20 protein-coding genes, 1 tRNA gene and 1 other RNA gene are annotated in these 22,978 nt (G+C 67.1%); 8 read left to right on the forward strand and 14 right to left on the reverse strand.

Going from position 1 to position 22,978, the window contains the following annotated elements; all coding sequences use genetic code 11:
• Positions 1–34: 34 nt before the first annotated feature.
• The gene (locus tag VVS03_RS06875) at positions 35–1,300 is read right to left on the reverse strand and encodes an aspartate kinase (protein WP_368534387.1); all 1,266 of its coding nucleotides are present in this window, start codon (positions 1,298–1,300) and stop codon (positions 35–37) included.
• A 189-nt stretch (positions 1,301–1,489) separates the two neighbouring features.
• On the opposite strand from VVS03_RS06875, the gene VVS03_RS06880 reads away from it, so the two are divergent.
• Positions 1,490–2,353, forward strand: a complete 864-nt coding sequence (locus VVS03_RS06880; RefSeq protein WP_368534386.1) for a DMT family transporter — start codon at positions 1,490–1,492, stop codon at positions 2,351–2,353.
• 21 nt (positions 2,354–2,374) lie between these two features.
• Here VVS03_RS06880 and VVS03_RS06885 read toward each other — a convergent pair whose 3' ends face one another.
• Complete coding sequence (locus tag VVS03_RS06885) at positions 2,375–3,523, reverse strand: mannosyltransferase family protein (RefSeq protein ID WP_368534385.1); 1,149 nt, start codon at positions 3,521–3,523, stop codon at positions 2,375–2,377.
• A gap of 496 nt (positions 3,524–4,019) precedes the next feature.
• On the opposite strand from VVS03_RS06885, the gene leuA reads away from it, so the two are divergent.
• The 5 genes from leuA (at position 4,020) to VVS03_RS06910 (ending at position 11,574) form a co-directional block, all read left to right on the forward strand.
• Positions 4,020–5,837: a 2-isopropylmalate synthase gene (gene leuA / locus VVS03_RS06890; RefSeq protein WP_368520494.1), complete on the forward strand. Its 1,818-nt coding sequence runs from the start codon at positions 4,020–4,022 to the stop codon at positions 5,835–5,837.
• A gap of 281 nt (positions 5,838–6,118) precedes the next feature.
• Positions 6,119–7,879 carry a hypothetical protein gene (locus VVS03_RS06895; protein WP_368534384.1) on the forward strand — a complete coding sequence of 587 codons (1,761 nt, stop codon included), beginning with the start codon at positions 6,119–6,121 and terminating at the stop codon, positions 7,877–7,879.
• A gap of 76 nt (positions 7,880–7,955) precedes the next feature.
• Positions 7,956–9,455, forward strand: coding sequence for a DNA polymerase III subunit epsilon (locus VVS03_RS06900; RefSeq protein WP_368534641.1), 1,500 nt, complete (start codon positions 7,956–7,958; stop codon positions 9,453–9,455).
• A 57-nt stretch (positions 9,456–9,512) separates the two neighbouring features.
• Positions 9,513–10,826 carry a MurT ligase domain-containing protein gene (locus VVS03_RS06905; protein WP_368534482.1) on the forward strand — a complete coding sequence of 438 codons (1,314 nt, stop codon included), beginning with the start codon at positions 9,513–9,515 and terminating at the stop codon, positions 10,824–10,826.
• The gene (locus VVS03_RS06910) at positions 10,819–11,574 is read left to right on the forward strand and encodes a type 1 glutamine amidotransferase (protein ID WP_368520498.1); all 756 of its coding nucleotides are present in this window, start codon (positions 10,819–10,821) and stop codon (positions 11,572–11,574) included. The genes VVS03_RS06905 and VVS03_RS06910 overlap by 8 nt, the downstream gene beginning before the upstream one ends.
• On the opposite strand, the gene recR is transcribed toward VVS03_RS06910, so the two are convergent.
• From recR to ffs, 9 genes are all read right to left on the reverse strand, one after another.
• On the reverse strand, positions 11,571–12,227 hold the full coding sequence (gene recR, locus VVS03_RS06915; RefSeq protein ID WP_290224279.1) for a recombination mediator RecR: 657 nt from the start codon (positions 12,225–12,227) through the stop codon (positions 11,571–11,573). The two genes, VVS03_RS06910 and recR, sit on opposite strands and share 4 nt — an antisense overlap.
• 129 nt (positions 12,228–12,356) lie before the next feature.
• Positions 12,357–12,704 carry a YbaB/EbfC family nucleoid-associated protein gene (locus VVS03_RS06920; RefSeq protein ID WP_368534481.1) on the reverse strand — a complete coding sequence of 116 codons (348 nt, stop codon included), beginning with the start codon at positions 12,702–12,704 and terminating at the stop codon, positions 12,357–12,359.
• A 98-nt stretch (positions 12,705–12,802) separates the two neighbouring features.
• On the reverse strand, positions 12,803–15,358 hold the full coding sequence (locus tag VVS03_RS06925) for a DNA polymerase III subunit gamma and tau (RefSeq protein WP_409338400.1): 2,556 nt from the start codon (positions 15,356–15,358) through the stop codon (positions 12,803–12,805).
• A gap of 59 nt (positions 15,359–15,417) precedes the next feature.
• Entirely contained in the window at positions 15,418–15,861 is a 444-nt protein-coding gene (locus VVS03_RS06930; RefSeq protein WP_368521527.1) for a suppressor of fused domain protein, read from the reverse strand.
• A gap of 142 nt (positions 15,862–16,003) precedes the next feature.
• A complete protein-coding gene (locus VVS03_RS06935; RefSeq protein ID WP_368521528.1) occupies positions 16,004–17,275 on the reverse strand; it encodes an aminotransferase class I/II-fold pyridoxal phosphate-dependent enzyme in 1,272 nt (423 codons plus the stop codon).
• A gap of 92 nt (positions 17,276–17,367) precedes the next feature.
• Complete coding sequence (locus tag VVS03_RS06940) at positions 17,368–18,096, reverse strand: hypothetical protein (RefSeq protein WP_368534479.1); 729 nt, start codon at positions 18,094–18,096, stop codon at positions 17,368–17,370.
• A gap of 2 nt (positions 18,097–18,098) precedes the next feature.
• Complete coding sequence (locus VVS03_RS06945) at positions 18,099–18,857, reverse strand: ATP-binding cassette domain-containing protein (protein ID WP_368521530.1); 759 nt, start codon at positions 18,855–18,857, stop codon at positions 18,099–18,101.
• Positions 18,854–19,222 (reverse strand): GntR family transcriptional regulator, encoded by a 369-nt coding sequence (locus VVS03_RS06950; RefSeq protein WP_368521531.1) that lies wholly within the window; start codon positions 19,220–19,222, stop codon positions 18,854–18,856. Before VVS03_RS06950 ends, VVS03_RS06945 begins: the two co-directional genes overlap by 4 nt.
• Before the next feature lie 155 nt (positions 19,223–19,377).
• Positions 19,378–19,476, reverse strand: an RNA gene (gene ffs, locus VVS03_RS06955) — signal recognition particle sRNA small type.
• A gap of 194 nt (positions 19,477–19,670) precedes the next feature.
• Here ffs and VVS03_RS06960 point away from each other — a divergent pair.
• Positions 19,671–19,759, forward strand: a tRNA-Ser gene (locus VVS03_RS06960).
• A 182-nt stretch (positions 19,760–19,941) separates the two neighbouring features.
• Here the strand turns inward: VVS03_RS06960 and VVS03_RS06965 are convergent.
• Positions 19,942–20,706 carry a hypothetical protein gene (locus tag VVS03_RS06965; protein WP_368521532.1) on the reverse strand — a complete coding sequence of 255 codons (765 nt, stop codon included), beginning with the start codon at positions 20,704–20,706 and terminating at the stop codon, positions 19,942–19,944.
• Positions 20,707–20,739: 33 nt separating this feature from the next.
• A complete protein-coding gene (locus VVS03_RS06970; RefSeq protein ID WP_368521533.1) occupies positions 20,740–21,021 on the reverse strand; it encodes a GIY-YIG nuclease family protein in 282 nt (93 codons plus the stop codon).
• A gap of 131 nt (positions 21,022–21,152) precedes the next feature.
• Here VVS03_RS06970 and VVS03_RS06975 point away from each other — a divergent pair, with 131 nt between their 5' ends.
• Entirely contained in the window at positions 21,153–22,235 is a 1,083-nt protein-coding gene (locus VVS03_RS06975) for a 2,3-butanediol dehydrogenase (protein ID WP_368534478.1), read from the forward strand.
• 154 nt (positions 22,236–22,389) lie between these two features.
• On the opposite strand, the gene VVS03_RS06980 is transcribed toward VVS03_RS06975, so the two are convergent.
• On the reverse strand, positions 22,390–22,923 hold the full coding sequence (locus VVS03_RS06980) for a GNAT family N-acetyltransferase (protein ID WP_368521535.1): 534 nt from the start codon (positions 22,921–22,923) through the stop codon (positions 22,390–22,392).
• Between the last annotated feature and the right edge of the window lie 55 nt (positions 22,924–22,978).

The raw sequence follows: 22,978 nt of genomic DNA on the forward strand, positions 1-22,978 counted from the left end.
CGTACTTGTGTGGTTGGCGCTGTGACTGCGCGCTTTAGCGTCCGGTTCCAGCGTAGACCGTGGCGGTTTCCTCGCCACCCAGCTGGAACTTCTCGTGCAGCGCCCGGGCCGCCTTGTCCAGGTCGGCCTCGCGGGTCAGCACGGAGATGCGGATCTCCGAGGTGGAGATGAGCTCCATGTTGACGCCGACGTCGCGCAGGGCCTCGGTGAAATCGGCGGTCACGCCCGGGTGCGACTTCATGCCGGCGCCCACCAGGGAGACCTTGCCGACCTGGTCGTCGTAGAGCACGTTGGACCAGTCGCCCTCGCCGCGCAGCTTGGACAGCAGCTCCATGGCGCGCGGGCCGTCGGCGCGCGGGCAGGTGAAGGTGATGTCCGTGCGGCCGTCGTCCAGGGAGGAGACGTTCTGCAGGACCATGTCGATGTTGATCTCGGCATCCGCGATGGCGCGGAAGACCTTGGCCGCCTCGCCCGGGCGGTCAGGGATGCCCAGGACGGTCACCTTGGCCTCGGACTTGTCAGTGGCGACACCGGTCAGTACTGCTTCTTCCATGGGAATATCCTCCATCGACCCGACGATCAGGGAGCCGGGGTCATTGCTATAAGACGAGCGAACTCTTAACGGAACATTAAAGGCGCGGGCGTATTCAACGCTGCGCAGCACCAAGATCTTGGAACCGACCGCGGCCAGCTCCAGCATCTCTTCGAAAGACAGCTTCTCCAGCTTCTGGGCGTTCGGCACGATGCGCGGATCGGCGGTGTAGACGCCGTCGACGTCGGAGTAAATCTCGCACACGTCGGCGTTCAGGGCCGCGGCCAGCGCCACGGCGGTCGTATCCGAACCGCCCCGGCCCAGGGTGGTCACGTCGCGCGATTCCTTGTTCACGCCCTGGAAACCCGCCACGATGCAAATCTTGCCCTTGTCGAGGGCCTCCGTGATGCGCCCCGGGGTCACGTCCACGATCCGGGCGTTGCCGTGCCGCTCCGTGGTCAGGACGCCGGCCTGGGAGCCGGTGAAGGACTGCGCGTGCGCGCCCAGAGATTCCACGGCCATCGCGACCAGCGAATTGGAGATGCGCTCACCGGCGGTCAGCAGCATATCCATCTCGCGGCGCGGGGGAACGGGGTTGACCTGGGCTGCCAAGTCCAACAGCTCGTCCGTGGTATCACCCATGGCGGAGCACACGACCACCACGTCGTTGCCGGCCTTCTTGGTGGCGACGATCCGTTCGGCAACCGCGCGGATGCGCTCGGCCGATTCCAGGGAAGAGCCACCGTATTTTTGAACGACTAAGGCCACCTGCTGTTGCCACCTTTCGCGAATACTAGTCTGCTTGAATACCTGTCAATCAGTAGTCAAGTGCTCATGTTACCCCGCGCGATTCACGGAGCCAGCATTTACATGCACCCCTTTCATGGTAGAGCTTTTTGCGCGACATCGGTGCCCCAATGGGCACAGAATTCCGTGGCATTCACTACGGTTGGGTAAGTGTTAAGCAGTCTCGTCGCCATCTTCTTCGCCTTGGCCTCGGCCCTCACCGTGGCCTGGGGGACGGTGGTACGGCACCGGATTGCCCTCGATGCCCCCTCCTCGGTCATGCGCACCGCCATGACCCAGCCGCTGTGGTGGGTGGGCACCTTCGCCGCGCTGGCGGCCTACGGGCTGCAGGTCATCGCCTTGGGCTTCGGCACCCTGCTCATCGTCCAGCCCATCCTGGTCATGTCCCTGATGTTCACGCTGCCCTTGGCGGCCTGGTATTCCCGCCGCCGCATGAGCGGGCAGGAGATCGGCTGGTCCCTGGTGCTGACCGTCGCGGTGGGCACGCTCATCATCCTGGGACGCCCCAGTGCCGGCAAGCCGCAGCCGGCCGTCTCCGATTGGGCGCCGGCGCTGCTGGTGGGCATCACCGTCATGGCGGTGCTGGCCTTTATCGGCTGGCGCCACCGCAGCCAGCGTGCCCTGATGCTCGGCACGATCTGCGGCGGCATTTACGGATACGTGGCGGTGCTGTCCAAGGCGGTCGTGGATATCTTCGCCCACTCCGGCGTAGGCGAGCTCCTGACCAGCTGGGAGTTCTACGCGCTTATCGCCACCGCCGCCACCGGCACGGTGGTCCAGCAATATTCCTTCCACGCCGGCCCGCTCAAGCAGTCACTGCCCGCGATGACCATCGTCGAGCCCATGGTCGCCTTCCTGCTGGGCTATGCCATCCTGGGCGAGAAATTCCAGATCACCTCCGCCGCCGGCTGGGCGGTGATGGGCGTGGCGCTGGCCCTCATGATCGCGGCCACCATCGTGCTCTCCCAGCAGTCCGTCGGCAGCGGCGAGAAATCGCGCAGCGAGCCGCGCTAACCGCCGACCCACATTAGCCGCCTAGATGGCCCACTCGAACACGGCGAGCATATAGGCCGAGAACCAGGCGCCGAATAGCACCCATAGGGCCACCAGCAGCCCCATGGCCCAGCCGGGCAGGCGGCGGAAGCCGGCAACCAGCAGCGGCAGCATCACGATGACCGCCGGCAGCAGCAGCCGCGGGCGCGAGTGCATGATGCCGTCGGAGGCCAAGACGTTGACCATCAGCGCCGCGCTAAACCACCACGGCGCCAGCCCCATCCGGCGCCACGCCAGGACCAGGCACAGCGGGGCGGCCAGCATCACGGCGGTAGTCAGCAGGAAGCCGGCGTTGTCCGCGCTGGTCAGGCTCGTGCCCACCCAACGCAGGCTAGCGAGCCCGCCGTCGAAGCCGGAGTTCCAGTGCTTTTGCTGGGTCCCGAAGTACCCGCCCACCGCGGTGAGGTGGGAATTCGCCCAGGCCAGGTAGGTCACCAGCGGGACCGCGGAGACCGCCAGCCCCGCCCACGCGGACCACTGCCGGCGGCCGTAAACCAGCACGGCCAGGGCGAACGCGGCGAGCATATCCACCGCGGTCAGGCGCACCAGGCCCAGGCAGAAAACCAGCGCCGCCGCCGTCCCCCAGCGCCTGTCCCACAGCGCCACCAGGGCCCAGGTGGCCAGCGCCCCGAAGAGCGCCTCGGTATAGGGCATGGCAAAGACGATGGCCATCGGCGCGCCGGTTACCACCGCCGCCGCGGCCAGGCGGTAGCCCCGCCCCGGCGCGGCCCCGCAGTACACGGCCACCCGGTTGGCCAAGGCCATCGCCCCGGCTGCCAGCACGACGGTCAGCGCGATGTTGAGCACCACCGCCAGGGTGGAATAGTGCACCCCGGTCAGCGCGTGCCCGGCGCGCAACAGGAAGGGGAAGCCGGGGAAAAACGCCAGGGTCTTCTCATAGGCCGGGCCGCCGCCGGCTATCTGGGCCTCGAAGTAGCCGTGAGCGGCGATCTGCGTGTAGTACTCGGCATCCCACTTGTTGAGCAGGTCCCCGAGGCGCTGGCCGTTAGCCGCCCCCATGCCCGCGAGTACCCCCAGGCGCAGGGCCGAACCGCCCAGGCCGACGGCCACGGCCCCCGCCCAGTCGCGGCGGTCGAGCCGGGACGTCTCGGCACTCTTGGTTTCTTCCACGTCTGAAAATGGTAGCGGCCCGCCGCGCGCACGGGAAGCCGCAGCACACCTAGCGCACGGCTCGGCCCGGCCCCGCGAGACGTCGCCAGAGCGCCGAATTTCCCACCTAATGAAATAAAAGAATATTTAGTTGCCACCCCGTGGAATGGCATGTAGTCTGTGCCACATGACTTCGCGGCAGATGCTACTACTTATCAGCCGCGGCGGGATTTAGCCCCAGCCCGGTTTGCCCGACGGTACAAGGATGCAGGCACTGCATCCCCCGACCGGCAGATTGCGGTCAGCGCCCCGCCGCGGTGACCTCGCCGCGCCCGTGCCGGCTTATCCCCTACGCTGACCGCCCCGCATTTCGCCGGAGGGCTCACCCAATCACCACCACTTGGTTTTGGCACCACGCGCGCATTCCGCGCCAACTATCGCACAGTCTCCGCCGCCCGTTAAGGCAGACCAGCTAATAGCAACGACCACGAAGACCACGCAGAAAAGGAACGACACCATGAGCCCGAACGACGCATTCATCTCCGCCCCGCGCGAAATCACCACCCCGGCCGGCCCCCGCCGGGAAGGCCAGCCGGCCTGGAATAAGCAGCGCAATTCCTCCATGCCGGTAAGCCGCTACCAGCCGTTTGCCACCGAGGTAGAAGACATCCGCTTGCCGGACCGCACCTGGCCGGACAAGACCATCACGCACGCGCCGCAGTGGTGCGCGGTGGATTTGCGCGACGGCAACCAGGCGCTCATCGACCCGATGAGCCCCGAGCGCAAGCACCGCATGTTCGACCTGTTGGTCAAGATGGGCTACAAGGAGATCGAGGTCGGCTTCCCCTCAGCCTCCCAGACGGACTTCGACTTCGTCCGCGAAATCATCGAGCAGAACAAGATCCCGGAGGACGTCACCATCCAGGTGCTGGTCCAGGCGCGTGAGCACCTGATCCGCCGCACCTTCGAGGCCTGCGCCGGCGCCAAGAACGTCATCGTGCACTTCTACAACTCGACCTCGAAGCTGCAGCGCCGCGTGGTCTTCCGCAAGGACAAGCCGGCTATCAAGAAGCTGGCCACCGACGCCGCGCAGCTGATCCGCGACATCGCGCAGGACTACCCGGACACCAACTGGCGCTGGGAGTACTCGCCGGAGTCCTTCACCGGCACCGAGCTGGAGTTTGCGGTCGAGGTCTGCGACGCGGTCGTGGACATCATGGATCCGAGCCCCGGGGACCCGATGATCATCAACCTGCCGTCGACGGTGGAGATGATTTCGCCCAACGTGTACGCGGATTCCATCGAGTGGATGCACCGCAACTTCGCCCGGCGCGCCGACATCATCATGTCCCTGCACCCGCACAACGACCGCGGCGAGGGCATCGCCGCCGCGGAGCTGGGCTACCTGGCCGGCGCCGACCGCATCGAGGGCTGCCTGTTCGGCAACGGCGAGCGCACCGGCAACGTGGACCTGATCACGCTGGGCCTGAACATGCTGACCCAGGGCGTCGATCCCCAGATTGATTTCACGGATCTGCCGGCCATCCGCGAGACCGTGGAGTACTGCAACCAGCTGCGCGTCCCGGAGCGCCACCCCTACGGCGGCGAGTTGGTCTTCACCGCGTTTTCCGGCTCCCACCAGGACGCCATCAACAAGGGCCTGGACGCCATGGCGGACCAGGTCGTGCCGGGCGCCAACAACACGGAAGTCTCCTGGGATCAGCTGCGGGAGACCACCTGGGAGGTGCCCTACCTGCCCATCGACCCGAAGGACGTGGGCCGCGACTACCAGGCGGTCATCCGCGTCAACTCCCAGTCCGGCAAGGGCGGGGTTGCCTACATCATGAAGACCGACCACGGCATCAACATGCCGCGGGCCATGCAGAGTGAGTTCTCCGCCGTGGTCCAGGCGGTCACGGACGCCGAGGGCGGCGAGATTAACTCCAAGAACATGTGGGACATCTTCGCCCGGGAATACCTGGATCGCACCGCCCCGCTGGAGCAGGTCCACGTCTCCATCGACAACGCGGAGGCCGCCGGCGGCGCCACGCAGTTGAGCGCCGAGGTCGTCTACAACGGCGAGACCTCCACCGTTAATGGCTCCGGTAACGGCCCCATCGCGGCTTATGCCAACGCCCTGGAAAACCTGGGCCTGGAGTTCGAGGTCATCGAGTACTCGCAGCGCTCCCGCAGCGCCGGCGACGACGCGGAGGCCGCCTGCTACATCGCCGCCGACGTCAACGGCACCAAGGTCTGGGGCGTGGGGATCGCCGGTTCCACGACCACCGCATCCCTGCGCGCCATCGACTCCGCGGTCAACCGCGCGCTGGCCTAGCGCTTTCCCGCGCCCGCCCCGGCTGGGTTCTCCCCCAGCCCGGGGCGGGCCCGCGCGATTTGGTCCACCCCCTAAACTAGCTCCCGAGTCTGGGCCCCTAGCCCACCATTTCCCTGCGTATCCCCGTAACGCGCCCGGCGGCCCGCGGGTTGGCATTAGCAGTTGCAGACTTAAAGCTACTTAGATAATACTTAGGTACTGCATACTTCGTGCCCGCGTGCCCAAGCGCACGCGGTCGCACGCGTGGTCATTGTCCTCAGGTTTCTAAGTCAGGAGGTGGAATGGACTCTACCTACGCGGTCCCTTTCCGGGGCTTCGGGACAACCCGCAAGCTGCCCGTACAGGGAGTATCCCCGGAGGTCTTTACCGACCTATTGTCTTCCCACAGCGATCGCTTAGTGGACTGTACCTTAAGCGCCCGCGCGGCCGGCACGGGCTTCGACGTGCTGGTGGATGACCTAGTCATCGGCCAGTTGGCGCCCGAGTTCGCCAACGCCTATTCCGAGCTCGCCTGGGTTCTGGAGGCAGGCCTGTCACCCCTGGTGACCGCCGAGGTTCGCCTGACCGACGACTGGCCAGAGTTCTCCCTGCTGTTGCCGCGGCCGGGCCTATGCGTGCCCGTCAACAACCCGCCGGCGACCCCGTGGGCCATGCTCCCGGGCAGCGACTGCGGCGAGGGGCTCGTCCTGCGCGATTTCGAATCCGGGCTGCCGCACCTGCCGGAAGGCGACCAGCATGTCCTCGTCACGCTCACGGCCGAGCGGCACCTGACCCGCTACCGCGTCCACGCCATCATCGACGACCACGTCGTGGGGGAATTCTCCGGATCGCAGGCGCAGCACCTGGCCCGCACCGTGGTGCACCTGAACCACTCCGGCCGCACCGACGCCCGCTCCAGCCATGGGGCCACCGTGGTGCTGGCCTCGACCTCCGCCGCGGCACTGACCGCCCTCGCCGCCGCCCGGGCGAAGGCCTCCACCGCGCAGGCCTCTTTCTTCACCGGCGCTTACGGTTCCTCCGGCGCGGCGGGCCTCGGGACGGCCGGCGCTACCGCCGCCTCGGGCACCGCTGCCACCACCGCATCTACCGCATCCACCGCCACCGCAATCGGGGCGGGCAGCGCCACCGGGTTGAGTACCTCTGCCCTGGCCGTCGCCTCGAGCGTGCTAGTAGCCGTGGGCGGATTCGCCGTCACCTCCGCGAACTGGAACAAGGCGGAAGACCCGGACTATTCCGGTGGGCGCACCATCGCCGCCTCCTCCCCGCGCCAGCCTGCTGCCCCGACGCGCGCACACCGTCCCGGCTCCCCCGCTCCCAGCGCAGCCCCCGCCGGCGCGGATGGCAGCCGCCCCGCCCAGTCCGCGGCGCCGGCTGAGCCGGAGCCTGACCACACCAGCGTCCTACAGCCGGTTCTTGTGCAACTGGGCCTGTCTGAGCCGCTCCTGCCCGATCCGGGCCTGGCCCTAGCCGCTCCGCTGCTCCCCGCGCTGGCGGCCCCGGCCGCGGCCCCGGCGGACTTCCTCGATCCCCAGGTGATAATCCCCGTCACCGCGGGAAGCGGCCAGGGGACGTCCCCCACCCCGGATCCCGCGTACGGCTCCACCCCCGCTACCGGCACTACCCCCACCAGCGGTACCGCGCCCCGGAGCACCCGTAGCACCGGCACCCGCGACAGGAGCGCCGCGCGAACCACGCTCACCACGGGGACCGCGGCCACTACCCCGGGTCTTACGGGGCGCTCGCGCTCGGTAGAGCCCACGGATGACTCGACGGGGCCGACGGTCCCGCTGGGGCCGACAGATCCCACGTCGACTTCCAGTTCTTCCGGCACTACCCCGACCCCGGCAGCAACAACGACGCCAACGACGCCGACGACTGCTGCGCCGACTACGGCGCCCACCACGCCGACCGGGGAGCCGACGCCGGATAGGTCGGAGTGGACCGCGGAGGCTACCGCGACTATCCACGTGACGTTTAGCGCGGAACGCTCCACCGAACCGGCAGAGCCCACGGCTGCGGAGACTGCGGAGCCCACCCCTTAAACGGCGGGGCGCCGGTCTTGGCACTAGGGGCCCTGCTAATCGTCCCAGCGGAAAACGGTGAACTAGACTAGCCTCAATGAGTACTTCACCTGCGCGCCCGAACAACGGTTCCGGGTCTGAGTCCGCGACCTCGGCTGGGTCGACTCCGCCCAAGCCGCACGACCCGCGCGCCCAGCTTCCGGAGGACGCCGCGGCGGAACAGGCCGCCCCCGCCGCGGCGGACTTCCCCTTCGTCGCCCTGACCGTGCAGACCACCGGCATCCACCCGTCCACGGCCCGGCTCGTGGCCCTGGACGCGGTGGCCTTCAACGCCGCCGGGGAAGTTGGCCAGGATTTCCACGCCGTCCTCAACCCCGGCAGCGATCCCGGCCCTAGGCATCTGCACGGGCTCAGCCACGAGGAGGTCTCCGCCGGCCAGAACTTCTCCCGGATCCTCAAACCCCTGGACCGTCTCCTGGACGGGCGCACCCTGGTCGTGCACGACACCCCCTTCGCGTGGGGATTCGTGGTCTCCGAGGCCCGGCGCGCCATGACGGCCGCGGCCCGGCAGAACCGGAGTCGCAACCGCAACCGCGGCAACAACCGCCGCCGCCGGCAGAAGGTCGGCCACGTGCCGGCCCCGGAGCTGATCATCGACACACTGGCCTCCGCGCGGCGCCAGGGCGCCCAGCTCGAGGACATCCGGCTGGCCACCACCGCCCGCCACTGCGGGGTGCTGACCCCGAGCGCGGTCGCCACCACGGAGCGGGCCAACGTCCCGGAATCGCAGACCTCTCGCGAGGCCACCGAGCTCCTCGTGGCCCTCTACCTCGCCCAGGCCGAGCGCGGGCCGCTGGCTGCCACCACCCCGGACGAGGTGCGCGGCGATAAATTCGGCCTGCAGCGCTCCCACCTGCGCGTGGACGCGGAGGAGGCCCCGCGCATCCACCAGAACCCCGGCCCCTACCGGCCCGGGCACGAGCTGGAGCCGGGTATGGAGATCGTCGTGGCCCCGGAGATCACGGCGGACCCGGACGAGATCATCGCCGCCATTACCCGGCACGAGCTCAACTACTCGGAAAAGCTCAGCCGGGAGACCTCCCTGGTGGTCTGCAACGTCACCACCGACCTGGTGGGCAAGCCCATGCACGCCCACCGCAAGGGCATCCCGCTGATGTCGGACCGGGCCTTCCTCGAGGCCGTCGAGCGCATCACTCCCGCCAGCGAGCAGGCCGGCGCGGATAACGCCGCGGCACAAGAGGCCGAGGGAAACAACACCACCGGCGCCAACCGGGGCGCGCGCAGCTCCCGCGGCGGCCGGGCCGAGGACAACGGCTCGCGTCGCTCGCGCCGCAGCCGGCGGCGGCGCCGGCGCAGCAGCCGCGGCGGGGCGAACCGCTCCGGGTCCAACAACTCCAGCGCCCAGTCGGGTTCCGCGCCGGAGCATGCGGCGGGGGCGAAAACCGACTCGCCGTCGCCGGGTAATGGCGAAGGCGCAGGGCAGGGCGGCTCCCGGCGCAAGCGCGGCGGGCGGCGGCGCGGTGGGCGCGGCAACCGCGGCGGGCAGCGCAACAGCAAACCGCAGGCAAATTCTTAAAAGCCCACCCGCGTGCACAATCGCGCCCGGGCCCACCGGCGGACTAACCTGTAGCCTATGAGTTTTAACCTACGCAGAACGCTCAGGAAGGTGCGGACGTCCGTCGCCACCTCGGCCGCGAACCTGGCCACCACGGCTTCCCGCGCCACCGGGCGCGGCGCCGGCGGGATGATCGGCGGCCTGGTGGCCAACGCCATCGACCCGAGCATCATGTCCTCCCTGGGCGCCGGCCGCCCGGCCGTCCTGGTCACCGGCACCAACGGCAAGTCCACCACCACCCGGATGCTGGCCGCGGCCCTGCGTACGCGCCACACCGTGGCCACCAACGACGGCGGCGACAACATGGACGCCGGCATCATCTCCGCCCTGCTGGCGGGCAAGGAGGCCTCCCACCTGGTCCTCGAGGTCGATGAGCTGCACGTGCCGCACGTGGCCGACAACCTGAACCCGCAGGCGCTGGTGCTGCTGAACCTCTCGCGCGATCAGCTCGACCGCGTGGGCGAGATCAACAAGATCGAGCGCGCCCTGCGCTCCTGCGTGGAGGCCCACCCGGACATGCTGGTCATCGCCAACTGCGACGACGTGCTGATGACCTCGGTGGCCTACGACGCCCCGAATGTCATCTGGGTGGCGGCCGGCGCCGGCTGGCTGGGCGACTCCGTGACCTGCCCGCGCACCGGCGGCCACGTGGTCCGCGAACCGGAGGACTGGTACGCGGTCAAGAAGCTGCCCGACGGGCGTGAATTCCGCCGCCCGCAGCCGGAGTGGACGGTCAGCGAAGAGGGCATCATAAGCCCCGCGGGCACCTTCCCGCTGAACCTGGCGCTTCCCGGGCGCGCCAATCGCGGTAACGCGGCCCAGGCCGTCGCCGCCGCCGCGGAGGCCTTCGGCATTGCTACCGACGCCGCCGTCACCGCCGTGGAGAGCATCGACGACGTGGCCGGGCGCTATTCCACCATCACCCGCGGCGAGCACGAGATCCGCCTGCTGCTGGCCAAGAACCCGGCCGGCTGGCAGGAAGCGCTGTCCATGGTGGACCGCAGCGCCGAGGGGCTGGTGATTGCCACCAACGGCCAGGTGGCCGACGGCGTGGACATGTCCTGGCTGTGGGACGTGCGCTTCGAGGACTTCGAAGGCATTTCCGTCAAGGCCGCCGGCGAGCGCGGCACCGACCTGGCGGTGCGCTTGGTCTACGCGGACATTACCCACGAGCTCATCCCGGATCCGGTCCAGGCCATCGACGCCTGCCCGCCGGGCCGCGTGGAGGTCCTGGCCAACTACACCGCCTTCCGCGATCTGAAAAAGGCCTTAGAGCGCGACGCCGCTGCGCAGCACGACAACTCGGAGAATAAGGAGAACCGCCATGCCTAATACCCTGTCCATCGGCCTGATTCTTCCCGATGTCTTGGGCACCTACGGCGACGACGGCAACGCCCTGGTGCTGCGCCAGCGCGCCCGGCTGCGCGGCTTCGACGCCGAGATCGTGCCCATCAAGCTGGGCGAGGCGGTCCCGGAACAGCTGGACATCTACACCCTCGGCGGCGGCGAGGACTCGGCCCAGATCCTGGCCGCGGAGCACCTCATCTCCGACGGCGGCCTGATCCGCGCCGCCCACGCCGGGCGCCCCATCTTCGCCATCTGCGCGGGCCTGCAGGTCTTAGGCGAGTCCTTCCGCGCCTCCGGGCGCGTGGTCGACGGCGTCGGCCTGCTGGACGCGACCACCTCTCCCCTGCAGGAACGCGCCATCGGTGAGGTCCAGTCCACCCCCTGGGCGGCCGGCTACACCAGCGAGCTGACCGAGCCGCTGACCGGCTTCGAAAACCACCTGGGCGCGACCATCCTGGGCCCGTCGGCCCAGCCCCTGGGTATCGTCAAGCGCGGCACCGGCAACAGCGATGCCGCCGCCACCGCCGATCTGCCCGACGCCAAGCAGCAGCGCGTCGGCGAGGGCGCGGTCCAGGACAGCGTCATCGCCACCTATATGCACGGCCCGGCCCTGGCCCGCAACCCGCAGCTGGCCGATCTGCTGCTGGCCCGCGCCACCGGCCAGCGGCTCCAGGACCTGGCTCCGCTGGACCTGCCGGCGGTCCAGCAGCTGCGGGCGGAGCGCCTGGCCTAGACCGTCAGACGGCCCGACAGGGCGCGCGAGAGCGTCAGCTCGTCCACGAATTCCAGGTCGCCGCCCAGCGGCATGCCGGAGGCCAGGCGGGTTATCCGCAGGTCCGGGAAGTCCTTGAGCAGGCGCACCAGGTAGGAGGCGGTGGCCTCGCCCTCCGTGTTCGGGTCGGTGGCCAGGATGACTTCCTTGATCTCCGGCGTGGAGTCGTACTGCGGGTTCTCCTCCGTGGAGTCCGCGAGCTCCCGGTCGGGCAGCACGCCGCCGATGCGCTGCAGCAGCTGGGAGATGTTCAGGTCTTTCGGGCCGATATTGGCCAACGGATCCAGCGCCCCGCCCAGCACGTGGTAGCGCCCCTCGTATTCGCCGGTGCGCTCGATGACCTGGATGTCCTTCGGCTCCTCCACCACGCAGATGGTGCTGCGGTCGCGCTGTGAGTTCACGCAGATGCGGCAGACCGATTCCCGGGAGATATTGCAGCAAATCCGGCAGAAGGTCACCCCGTCGCGCACGGCGGCCAGCGCGTTGCGCAGTCGCTCGATGTCCTCGGGTTCCATGTGCAGAATGTGGAACGCGATCCGCTGCGCGCTCTTCGGGCCCACGCCCGGCAGCCGGGAGAGCTCGTCGATGAGATCCTGCAAAGGTCCTTCAAACACCGGGCACCGACCTACTTTCTTTACTCCGGGAAAGGCAACGAGAACAAGAATAAGGCCGCAGCCTGCTTTTTCCCAAAAGCAAACCGCGGCCCGGTAAGACGGCTACGTCACGCAGCCGGGGGGGCAGGACTAACCCATCAGGTTGCCTATGTCGCCCGCGCCGCCGCCCATGCCCTGGGACAGCGGGCCGATCTTTTCCTGGGCCAGCTCGCCGGCCTTCTGGTGGGCGTCCTTGAAGGCGCCGATGACCAGGTCCTGCAGGGTCTCCACGTCCTCCGGGTCCACGACGGACTTGTCGATCTTCAGGTCCTTGAGCTCCGCGCCACCGGTCATGGTGCAGGTCACCAGGCCGTTGCCGGCGGTGCCTTCGACCTCAGAAGCCAGGATTTCTTCCTGGGCCTTCTGCAGTTCGGCCTGCACGCGGGCGGCCTGGGCGATCAGTTCATTCATGTCTGCGGGTTGATCCGGCTGGGTCATGGCTATGCCTTTCTCTCAAGAAATTTAGGGATAAATTCGCCAGTGCCCGAGTCTACCGCCAAAACTCGGGCGTTGAAGAGGCTGCGTGCCCCTGATCGCTACAAGCGACGCGCCCCCAGCTGATCGCTGAGCAGCTCCATCGCCACCTCCAAGGCACTGCGGTGATCGCGCTCCCCGGTTTCCTGGGCTGCGGCCGCCATCATCTGCTCTTCCTCGTCCCGCAGCGCCGCCGCGTCCTGTGGGCCGGGCTGGCCCTGTCCCGGCGCCGGCCGCGGCGCCTGCCCCTGCTGCGGGGCCGCTGGCTGACCGGCCGGTTGTTGCGGCACGTAGTCGTCTTCCGGCGGGACACCGTAGCCTTCCTCCGGGCCCGGATCCGGCGGCAGCGGCACCCCGTTGCTGAAGGTGTTGGCGTCGCGCTTTTTCGCCTGCGCCGCTGCCTGCTGAATGCGGTCCTGCCAGCTCGGGCGCGCGTTAGCGGCGTTCCCTCCGCCCGCACCCGCACCTGCACCCGCACCGGGTCCCTGCGCGGTGGGCGCGGCGGGCGGGGCCGGTTGGGGCTGCGGGGACGGTGCTGTCCCCGACTCTTCCGGCCCGCCTAAAGGCCGCGGGCTGCCCCAGCCAGAATTATCCGCGGGTTGCGGTTCGGGCGTGGGGGCAGCAGAGCTAGGCCTCTCGGACTCTTGATCGTCGCTGGATTCGCGCTGGTTTTTCTGCGGGTCCCAGGCCGGCTTGGCGCCCGGCTGGGCGTTGAAACCTTGCTGTACGGGGTCGGTTCCGACCACGCACTCGATGCCGAGCTCGACCTGGTATTCCTCGCGCAGGACCCGCTGCAGGTCCCCTGCGTTTTCTGGGGCGTTCAAGCGCTGCGCCAGCGCCCCGGTGGTGTGCCCTAAGACCAGGGTGTTGTCCCGGATGCCCAGCACGCGCGCCTCGGTCAGCATGATCTCGGCGACCTTGTTGGTCGCGCCCACGCGTTCGCGCAACGTGGCCCACTGGTTTCGGATAGCCGCGGTCAGCTCCTCCGGGTCGGAAGCCGGTACCGGTGCGGCAGCAGTCTGCGCCTGCTCCGGTGCCGATTCTGCGGCCTGCTCAGACTGCTCGGCGTTTTCCGCCTGCTCAGCGGGCTCCGCTGCCAGGCGCTCCGGCTCCGCGTCCGCGCCGTTCGTTACCGGCGCGGCGGCCGGGGCCTGTTCCTGTTGGGGCTGCTCCTGCTGCGCGTCAGCAGCTGCGGTTTCCGCCGGTTGCTCACCCGGGTGCTCGGCAGGCACCGGCTTTTCGACGTGGACCGGTGCCGGTTCCTGTGCGGGTGTTGGTTCGGATCCGTGGTCCTGGTTGCCCTGGGCCTGAGAGCTTGGGGCCGGAAAGTTTTGGGCCTGGGTGCCGTGGGCTTGGGCGTCGCGGTTTTGAGCGTTGCCCTGCTGCTGGCGCTCCCGGCGGGCGGCTGCGATTCGAGCGGCGGTGGCCGCGGCGGCTGCCGCGCCCTCCTGGGCGGAGCCGGCGGGCCGGGACTGGGCCTGCTGTGGTTGCTGCTGCGGCTGGCCGGACTGGGCCGCCGGGTGGGGCTGGCCGCTGGTGGTCGGCGCCGCGGGGCCGACTGCCGGGCGGGCGGCGGAGACCAGGTGAGCGCAGAGGATCTCCAGCAGCAGGCGCGGCGAGGTCGCCCCGCGCAGGCCGGCGATCTGCTCGCTGACGGTCTCGGCCAGAAAGACCAGGTGGTCGCCGCTGAAGCGCTGCGCCTGATCGGTTAGCACCTCGGCGCGGTCGGCGGGGGCGTCGACCAGGCCGGCGGAGATGGCGTCCGGGACGGCTTGGAGCACCATGAGATCGCGCAGGCGGTCCAGCAGATCGACGGCGAAACGGCGCGGCTCGTGGCCGGCCTCAATGACGTGGTCGACCAGCTGGAACAGGGCGGTCTTGTCGCCGCTGGCCAGGGCGGCGACGGCGTCGTCGATGAGGGTGATGTCCGTGACGCCCAGCAGCGGGCGGGCGAGCTCGTAGGTCAGGCCGTCCGGGCCGGCGCCGGCCAGCAGCTGGTCCAGAATGGAGAGGGTGTCACGCGGGGAGCCGCCGCCGGCCTGGATGACCATGGGGTAGACGGAGTCTTCGACCTGCACGCCCTCGGCGGCGACGGTGCGCTGCAGCAGCCCCTTCATCGCCGGCGGGGTCAGCAGCCGGAAGGGATAGTGGTGGGTACGCGAGCGGATGGTGCCGATGATCTTTTCCGGCTCCGTGGTCGCGAAGATGAAGATGACGTGCTCCGGCGGCTCCTCAACCACCTTGAGCAGGGCGTTCGCACCCGAGGCGGAGATCATATGCGCCTCGTCGATGATGAAGATACGGTAGCGGGACTCCGCCGGGGCGTAGTAGGCGCGGTCGCGCAGCTCACGCATGTCCTCCACGCCGTTGTGGGAGGCGGCATCCAGCTCAGTGACGTCCAGGTTGCCCGGCCCACCCGGGGCCAGGGAGACGCAGGACTCGCAGACCCCGCACGGGGTGGAGGTGGGCCCTTCCACGCAGTTGAGCGAGCGCGCCATGATGCGCGCCGAGGAGGTCTTGCCGCAGCCCCGCGGCCCGGAAAACAGGTAGGCGTGGTTGATGCGCCCCGAGTCCAGGGCAGCCGACAACGGGGTGGTGACCTGTTCTTGGCCTACCACCTCGGAGAAACTTGCGGGACGATATTTCCGGTAAAGAGCCACGCCGTAAATCCTACCGCTTAGCCATCGGCCCGGGAGAAGTCGAGCAGGTCAATCCCGCTGTCGGCGACTGCCTGCTGGAAAGGCCCCACGCCTTCGTCGGCGGCGTAGGAGTATTCGGCGTCGGTGAGCACCAGCAGCTGGCAGATCAGCGTCAGGCGTTTGTCCTCTGCCACCTGCGGGGTCTGCCCGCCCCAGAGGTAGGGGGCGATGAGCAGCCCGTGCCGGGCCGTGACGGATTCGTCGCGCTCCAGGGCGCTGCCCGCGGCCATGTTCGGCAGTAGGACGCCGGGCTGGGCCGGGATGACCCCGGCCGCCGCCGCAATCTGATCCGCGGCAGCCTGCACCGCCGCCGCCACCGTGGCGGGGTTCGTCCGGCCCACGGCCAGCAGCTCACAGCGCACGTCGACGCCATCGTCGGCGCGCTGCAGGCCGGTATCAACCTGGCTAAAGCCCACGGTCACCGCCAGCGCCTGGCCGTCGCCGAGCTCGGCGGTTCCGATCCGCCAGCGGGTGCCACCGTCAGCGGAGGAGACGTCGCGGAACTCCAGGGAGGCCGGGATTACTTGATCGAGCCAATACGCAATTTCCGTGTTGTTAATTGCGCTACGCCCCCAGCTTCTCGAGGGCGGCCAGAAGCACGCAGACGGCCACGCCGTCCATGGCGGCCTCGACCTCTTCCAGCGGCGGCATCGACGGCGCCAGGCGGATGTTGCGGTCGTTCGGGTCCTGGCCCAGCGGGAAGGAGGAACCGGCCGGGGTCAGCACAATGCCGGCCTCCTTGGCCAGCTCCCACACGCGGGTGGCGGTGCCGTCGATGACGTCCAGGGAGACGAAGTAGCCGCCGGTGGGCTTGGTCCACTGCGCGACCTCGTACTTGCCCAGGCGCTCGTCCAGGATGCGGAGCACGGCCTCGAACTTCGGGGCCAGCAGCGCGGCGTGGCGGCGCATGACCGCGCGCACGCCCTCGGCGGAGCCGAAGAACTCCGCGTGGGCGAGCTGGTTGACCTTGTTCGGGCCGATGCCGCGCTTGCCGGCGATCGACTTGAACCAGTCGAGATTCGCCTCGGAGGAAGCCACGAAGCCCACGCCGGAGCCGGCGAAGGTGATCTTGGAGGTCGAAGAGAAAACGAAGAAGCGGTTGGGGTTGCCCACCTCGCGGGACAGACCCAGCACGTCGATGATCTCCGGGAATTCGTCGGTCAGCGTGTGGACCGCGTAGGCGCTGTCCCACATGATGCGGAAGTCTGGGGCGGCCGTGTCCATGGAGGCCAGCTCGCGCACGACCTCCTCGGTGAAGGTAACGCCCGAAGGATTGGAGAACATCGGCACGGCCCACATGCCCTTGACCTGCGGGTCCTTGACCAGCTCGCGGATGGCCTCCACGTCCGGGCCATCTTCCAGCATGGGCACGGTGACCATCTCAAAGCCGAAGCGCTCCGTGATGCCGTGGTGGCGGTCGTAGCCCGGCACCGGGCAAATCCACTTGATCGTGTCTTCCTGACTCCACGGGCGCTCCGAGTCGTTGGTGCCGAAGGTGTAGGCCCAGGAGATGACGTCGAACTCGAAGTTCAGGGAGGAAGAGTCCCCGGCCATTAACAGGTCCGGGTTGATGCCCAGCAGCTTGCCCCACAGCTGGCGGATATCAACGATGCCCTGCAGGTTGCCGTAGTTGCGCACATCCGCGCCGGTGGCGTCGGTGTAGTTGTTGCGGCCCGGCAGCTCCAGCAGGTCCTCGGACAGCGCCAGCTGCTCCTTGGAGGGCTTGCCCCTAGTCAGATCCAGTTTCAGGCCCTTGGCCTTCAAATCTTCGTAATCGGCACGAATCTGAGTTGCTAGTTCGGCGCGCTCTGCCGCGCCCAAATCTAGAAGAGACATAGGAGCTAGTCTGCCTACCTTCCGGTATCCGAGGAGAGATCAGTGATTGCTTATTGGCCCCCTAGCATAGCGCCGCCTACGTGATTTAGCACTCAGCTGCGGGCGAGTTTAACCCTATCCGCACTACCCGCCCAGCGTGTGCGGGACCGCTGGATACTCACGCCGGCCGCCACTACCCCCACCACGGCTACCGGGATACAAAAGAGGAATACCCCCGGCAGCGGCGCGGGCACGGAAATGCCCAGCACCTGGTCGATGAACCACGCGACGGCGATGGCAACCGCGATACCGGCGAAGACCACCACCCACTGCGCGCGGGCCGAGCGGCGGGCGCGCACCGCGCCCAGCCCCACCCCGACGAGCGCGGCGGCTAAGAAGATGGTGAAGACCACCAGGAGAGTCAGGACCACCTCGCGCCCGCCTACCCCGGCGTCGGGGACGATATAGGGCTGCCCATTGGTATCGAGCCATTCCACCGGGCCGGAGGTGACGATGAAGCTGTCGTAGCCGGAGTAATACGGCGAGTCATCCTGCATGACAAACATCGCCACACCAAGCACGCCCGCGGCCACCGCGGCTGCGACTACCGCGCACACAACCGCGGAACCCAACCAGCGGCCGGGTGCGACCTGGTAGTCGAGCAGGTGGGCCGAGTCCGCCGCGGCGAGGGTGAAAATCACGGTCGTGGCCACGACGGTCAGGATGGTCCACGACCCGCCGTCCATAAAAAGGAAGCGGCCGCCGGCGGCCAGCCCCAGGGCCACCGCCATGCACCCGATGATCAGCCACGGTTGGCTGGCGATAAATACTGGCATTTTCATTGTTATTCCTCCCCTTGTTTCTGCACCAGCGCACCCGCTACCGCTACGTCCAGCAGCTCACTGGCTTCGAGATACGTCACGTCTACGCCGCGGGACTGGGCAAAATCCCGGGCTGAGGCCGAAAGACCGGTACCCAGCACCACCCGACGGTGCCCACCCAGCGCCTTGTCGGATAGCACCGGCGCGTTGCCGATGACCTCCGCCACCGCCTCCGCCGGCCCGTTCAGCACGGGGTGGGTCTCGCGCAGTTCATCCATGGCCACAGGCTCCTGGGCGCGGAAATCGCACATGACCACCACCGCATCAACCAGGCCCGCTAGATCCTGCGAGTGCTGGGAACTGACCCATACTTCGGCAGTTTCTGCGGCCTGCCGCAGCCGCTCCCGCACCTGGTTGCGGTGTGGGGCGTCCAAGCCGTTGAAGGGTTCGTCCAGTAGCAACACCGGTTTGCCGGCGGCCACTACGCTGCCGACGATGACCAGCTGGCGCTGGCCCACGCTCAGCTTTGCCAGCGGCGTGGTCGGGTCGAAGCCCAGCGTTTTCTCCGCTTCGCTCACGTCCAGCCCCTGCCAACCGCGCTGCACAGCGCGAAAATGGTCTCGGGGCGTGGTGCCGAAGAAGTGAATATCGGCGCTGGCTTGGCCGAAGGCCACATCGGGCTCCGTGCTGCGCCGGCGGAAAAACGTGGTCTTGCCGGAGCCGTTCGGCCCGATCAGCCCCACGATGGGCCGCGGGCTCCCCGTATCTTGCGTGCTAGTCATGGCCTTAACTCCTTAGCGATCATCTGGGCGATATCGTCTTCCCCCAAGCCCAGGGCACTGGCCTCCGCCACCAGTGGGCGGACAAAGTCTTGGGCGAACGCCTTCTTCCGTTGGTCCCTAATGCGCTCCCGCGCCCCGGGCATGACAAACATCCCTCGTCCTCTCTGGCTCTCCACGAGCCCGGCTTGCGCCAGCGCCGTGAGCGCCTTCGATGCTGTCGTGGGCGTGACCTCATGAAAATTTGCTAGTTCGTGCGTCGACGGTGTCCTGTCGCCTTCGGGCAGCTGCCCGGACAAGATCATGCCGCGCAGCTCCTCCGCTATCTGCTGATAGATAGGGCGGGGATCCTTAGCCGTTATAGCCATCCCGTCACCTTCCTTGTCGTTCCCGCAGCAAACCGACCTACCAACATGGTTTACTACGTAGGTAGTAAACCTAACCCAGACTGCCCACCCCGTCAAGACCCACAAGCGGACCAGACATAGAAAAAGGCCACCCGGCACTAACCGGATGGCCACAAAAATTAAGGGGACCTCGCGCACCCGTCAGAGCCTGCTGACCCTTGCTGCATTCCTGCCCTGGGGGAGTTCACAGGATGGACGCCACGCGAGATCCTGCTCCATACTCTAGCCGGGATTCCGGCGATAGTCCAAACAGTCCACTCCCCGCCCAGGCGCCCACGCGCGCCACCACCACCGGCCCCAGCAACCACCCACCCGACAGACACCTTTATGGCCTTAGAACACCCACCCATTTCCCAAGCTGACCTGCCGATTTTGTCGCTACTTGCCGGGGCTGCTACAGTTTCTTCTCGGAGGATTCGACTAGCGGCCTATGTCACACGCCTGGAACGCGTGCGGGGCTCACGCCCCTCGTGGGTTCAAATCCCACATCCTCCGCCACAACGCGCTTCACTTCGGTGAGGCGCGTTTTTCTTTGCGCCAACTTGGGATAAGAGCTCTAGGTTCAGCAGCCGGACGACGATCCCCTCGAAGCCCCAGTGAGCGCGCCTTGCTCGAAGGGGACGATGATCCACAACCACTACGTAGCTTCAGCCTAAACACCGATTTGGTCTGTCACATCTTTATTCTTCAGAAACCGCAGCATTTACAGCGTTAATGATCTCAGAGGATTGCTTCACGCGCCGGTACACATCGTCAGTGAAATCCCTGCTGTGCCAGCGGCGGAAAAGATTAGAGCCCGTGTAGCGCATTTCGGTAAGAGCAAACTCGCGTGCTCGGACGGTCACGTCGGGCCGCTCCAGCAAGAGGTCGCCTAGGTGACCAATGGGAAAGCTCACACGCTGGGTGGGCCTGCCGCGGCCAATGTAGTTGGCTATCCCCTTCGACCACAAGTAGGAATTCTTCAACCGTTTCTCAATCTTCAAACTCGGGTGGGGCCCACCTGAACGGTAATACTCAATATTGAGATTGCCCGGGAAGCATTCGAGTTGCTCTGCCGTAAAGCGCTTCGGAGCGCCATACCAGTCGCCAAAAGTCCACCGCGGGAAATACAGAAATTCCAAGCGCCCGGTATTCAACGTGGCGAACCGGCCACCGGAAGTCGACGGAAAATCGCTGAGCGTCCAATAGTGCCCGTCGGTCTCTAGTGGCGCCGGGATGAGGCAACCGATGGCGATGGCCAGATCGTTCAGGACGGCATCGTAAAGCGCCGGACGTCCCCGTTTCTTTTTCGACCACGATTTGAATTTCCCGGGCCTAATTCGCTGTCGCAGCGGGTGCGATTCGAAATCGCTCCGGCATACACTTTCGTGGCCCTGGATCCAATGCTCCTGCTCTACGACAGTCACCACCTGGTCCATCGGCGAGGGCGAGACGCTGTCGAGCACGAACTGCCGGTTACGAAGCGGAATACCTTTGGCCTACAGCCGGTGAATCTCCGCGCGCTCCGGCTCGTTGAGGTCCTGCCCCGCTGGGACTTCGGCAAACCGCAGCGCTACAACGTCCTCCCAGGCCTCGTGGTGGCCACTCCCGTGGTAATGACTGTTGTACCGCCCCACCACGTCCGTTGCCTGGCCCACGTACATCGAACCGTCCGCGTACTCGAGCACGTAGATGCCACGGCGGCCTTTGCCCGCGAACAACGCGGAAATACGCCTCGGATCCTTCAAAGTCCAACGATTGAAGGTGTCTTTATTACTCACCTATCCCTTTCTACCAGTTCTAGCCGCCTGTAGAGCGCTTCCCAACTCCCCAGTTTCAGTTACCAGGAAGGACTTGAAAATACGACGTATCCTGGGAATTAAGCGAGCGCACACAACAGGAAGGAACGCCCATGAAAGCCGCCCGTCTTTACGGCAAGGAAGACGTCCGGATCGATGACATTGAAGAGCCCCAACTGCAGCCCGGTACGGTAAAGATCGCGCCCGCCTACAGCGGCATCTGCGGTTCTGACGTGCACCTTTACTTCGACGGCCCGTTCCGGCCAGCACCCAGTGAGACCGCACCGCACCCGGTCTCCGGGGAGACGCTGCCCGTCGTTTTAGGCCACGAGTTCTCCGGCGTTGTGGAGGAGGTCGCTGACGATGTCGAGGGGTTCAAGCCAGGTCAGTCCGTCGTGGTCGAGCCGTTCATGGTCGATGGCACCTGCCACGCGTGCCAGCGTGGCGACTACCATCTGTGCGACAACATGGGCTTTATCGGCATCTCCGGCCGGGGCGGCGGTATCGCCGAGCATATCGTGGTCGAAAAGCGCTGGGCCCACCCCATCGGCGATATCCCGCTAGACCAGGCGGCCCTGATCGAGCCGCTGTCCGTGTCCCACCACTCCATCGCACACGCCGGATTCGCCAACGGCGACCACACCGGCGAAGTCGCAGTCATCGGCGGCGCCGGCCCCATTGGGTTGCTCGCCGCCGCAGTGCTGAAGGCCTACGGGGTGAAGGTCATCATCTCCGAACCGTCACAGGCCCGGCGCGAGAAAGCCCTGGAGACCGGGGTCGCAGACCTGAGCGTGGACCCGATGAACGAGGATCTAGCCGAGAAAGTCCGCGAGTTCACCGACGGCGCCATGGCCGACGTCGCTTTCGAGTGCACCAGCGTTCCCACGGTGCTCCAGCAGCTGATCGACGTCACCCGACCCGGCGCGCACATCGAAATCATCGCCCTGCACAACCGGAACTTCGAGCTCGACATCGTGGGAGATCTGACGATGCCCGAACGCTCCATCGGCAGTTCCGTAGGATACAACAACGACCACCCACAGGTAATCAAGATGATCCAAGACGGCCGCCTAGACCTCGCGCCGTACATCACCTCCCGGATCCCCATGGACGATCTCGTGGAGAAGGGGTACAAGGCCCTAAAGGAAGACCCAACCGAGGTGAAAATCCTCATCGACGTCCAAGGCCGCAGCTAGCGCGCGCCTCAGCCCTCCGCACTAAGTGCGGCGGGCGCATACCCTGGGAAACAAGCTCAACAAACAAGAGGAAGAACTTCATTTTCTTTTCCTGCACGGTGACACCGTTGACCGGGCACTTACTGGCAGGTGATGTCCAGGTACTAGCCCCAGGCTAGCCGAACGCCGGGTGGTAACGCGCCTCACCGAGTGGAATCTCGGGTCCGAAGGAGCAGGCGGTGAAGTACCGTGCGGGTACGCCGGGGTATTCCAGGCCGGGTACGGAGTGAAAGCCGAAGCGGTTGTAGTAGGCGGGCTCACCGAGGACTACTGCGCCGGCTGCGCCTGCTGCGCGCAGGTGGTCTAGTGCGGCTTCTAGGAGGGCGCTGCCGATTCCTTCGCCTTGGCGCTGCGGTGCGACAGCGACGGGGCCGATTCCGTACCAGCCGTGCGCGCCTTCGCCACTGGTGCCCAGGGGGACTGGGGAGGCGGCCACGTGACCAACCAGAGTGTTGTTGTCCTCAGCAACCAGGGAGACAGTCAGTGCGCCTGCAGCGCGGAGGGCATCGGCGATGTGCTGCTCGGTGTGATCGGACAGCTCCACGGGGGCAAAGGCGGCCTCCACGAGCTGGTGGATACCCGTGCTATCGGCGGGGTTCTCAGGGCGGATGGTGGCCAGGGCGGCTCCTTTGTTGGCTGAAGGCGGCATGGGTTGCCGGATGCCTCAGGGCACCAAACGCCGGGCGGGTGACTGGTTGTCTCAC

It is taken from the genome of Corynebacterium sp. LK2537 (assembly GCF_040946485.1).
Taxonomy (GTDB): domain Bacteria; phylum Actinomycetota; class Actinomycetes; order Mycobacteriales; family Mycobacteriaceae; genus Corynebacterium.

What these genes read in the sequence shown, in the direction of transcription:
- VVS03_RS06935 (WP_368521528.1), bottom strand. Translation starts at nt 17,275, where the DNA reads ATGTCTCTTCTAGATTTGGGCGCGGCAGAGCGCGCCGAACTAGCAACT.
- VVS03_RS06895 (WP_368534384.1), top strand. Translation starts at nt 6,119, where the DNA reads ATGGACTCTACCTACGCGGTCCCTTTCCGGGGCTTCGGGACAACCCGC.
- VVS03_RS06905 (WP_368534482.1), top strand. Translation starts at nt 9,513, where the DNA reads ATGAGTTTTAACCTACGCAGAACGCTCAGGAAGGTGCGGACGTCCGTC.
- VVS03_RS06950 (WP_368521531.1), bottom strand. Translation starts at nt 19,222, where the DNA reads ATGGCTATAACGGCTAAGGATCCCCGCCCTATCTATCAGCAGATAGCG.
- VVS03_RS06975 (WP_368534478.1), top strand. Translation starts at nt 21,153, where the DNA reads ATGAAAGCCGCCCGTCTTTACGGCAAGGAAGACGTCCGGATCGATGAC.
- VVS03_RS06945 (WP_368521530.1), bottom strand. Translation starts at nt 18,857, where the DNA reads ATGACTAGCACGCAAGATACGGGGAGCCCGCGGCCCATCGTGGGGCTG.
- VVS03_RS06910 (WP_368520498.1), top strand. Translation starts at nt 10,819, where the DNA reads ATGCCTAATACCCTGTCCATCGGCCTGATTCTTCCCGATGTCTTGGGC.
- VVS03_RS06920 (WP_368534481.1), bottom strand. Translation starts at nt 12,704, where the DNA reads ATGACCCAGCCGGATCAACCCGCAGACATGAATGAACTGATCGCCCAG.
- leuA (WP_368520494.1), top strand. Translation starts at nt 4,020, where the DNA reads ATGAGCCCGAACGACGCATTCATCTCCGCCCCGCGCGAAATCACCACC.
- VVS03_RS06940 (WP_368534479.1), bottom strand. Translation starts at nt 18,096, where the DNA reads ATGAAAATGCCAGTATTTATCGCCAGCCAACCGTGGCTGATCATCGGG.
- VVS03_RS06980 (WP_368521535.1), bottom strand. Translation starts at nt 22,923, where the DNA reads ATGCCGCCTTCAGCCAACAAAGGAGCCGCCCTGGCCACCATCCGCCCT.
- VVS03_RS06900 (WP_368534641.1), top strand. Translation starts at nt 7,956, where the DNA reads ATGAGTACTTCACCTGCGCGCCCGAACAACGGTTCCGGGTCTGAGTCC.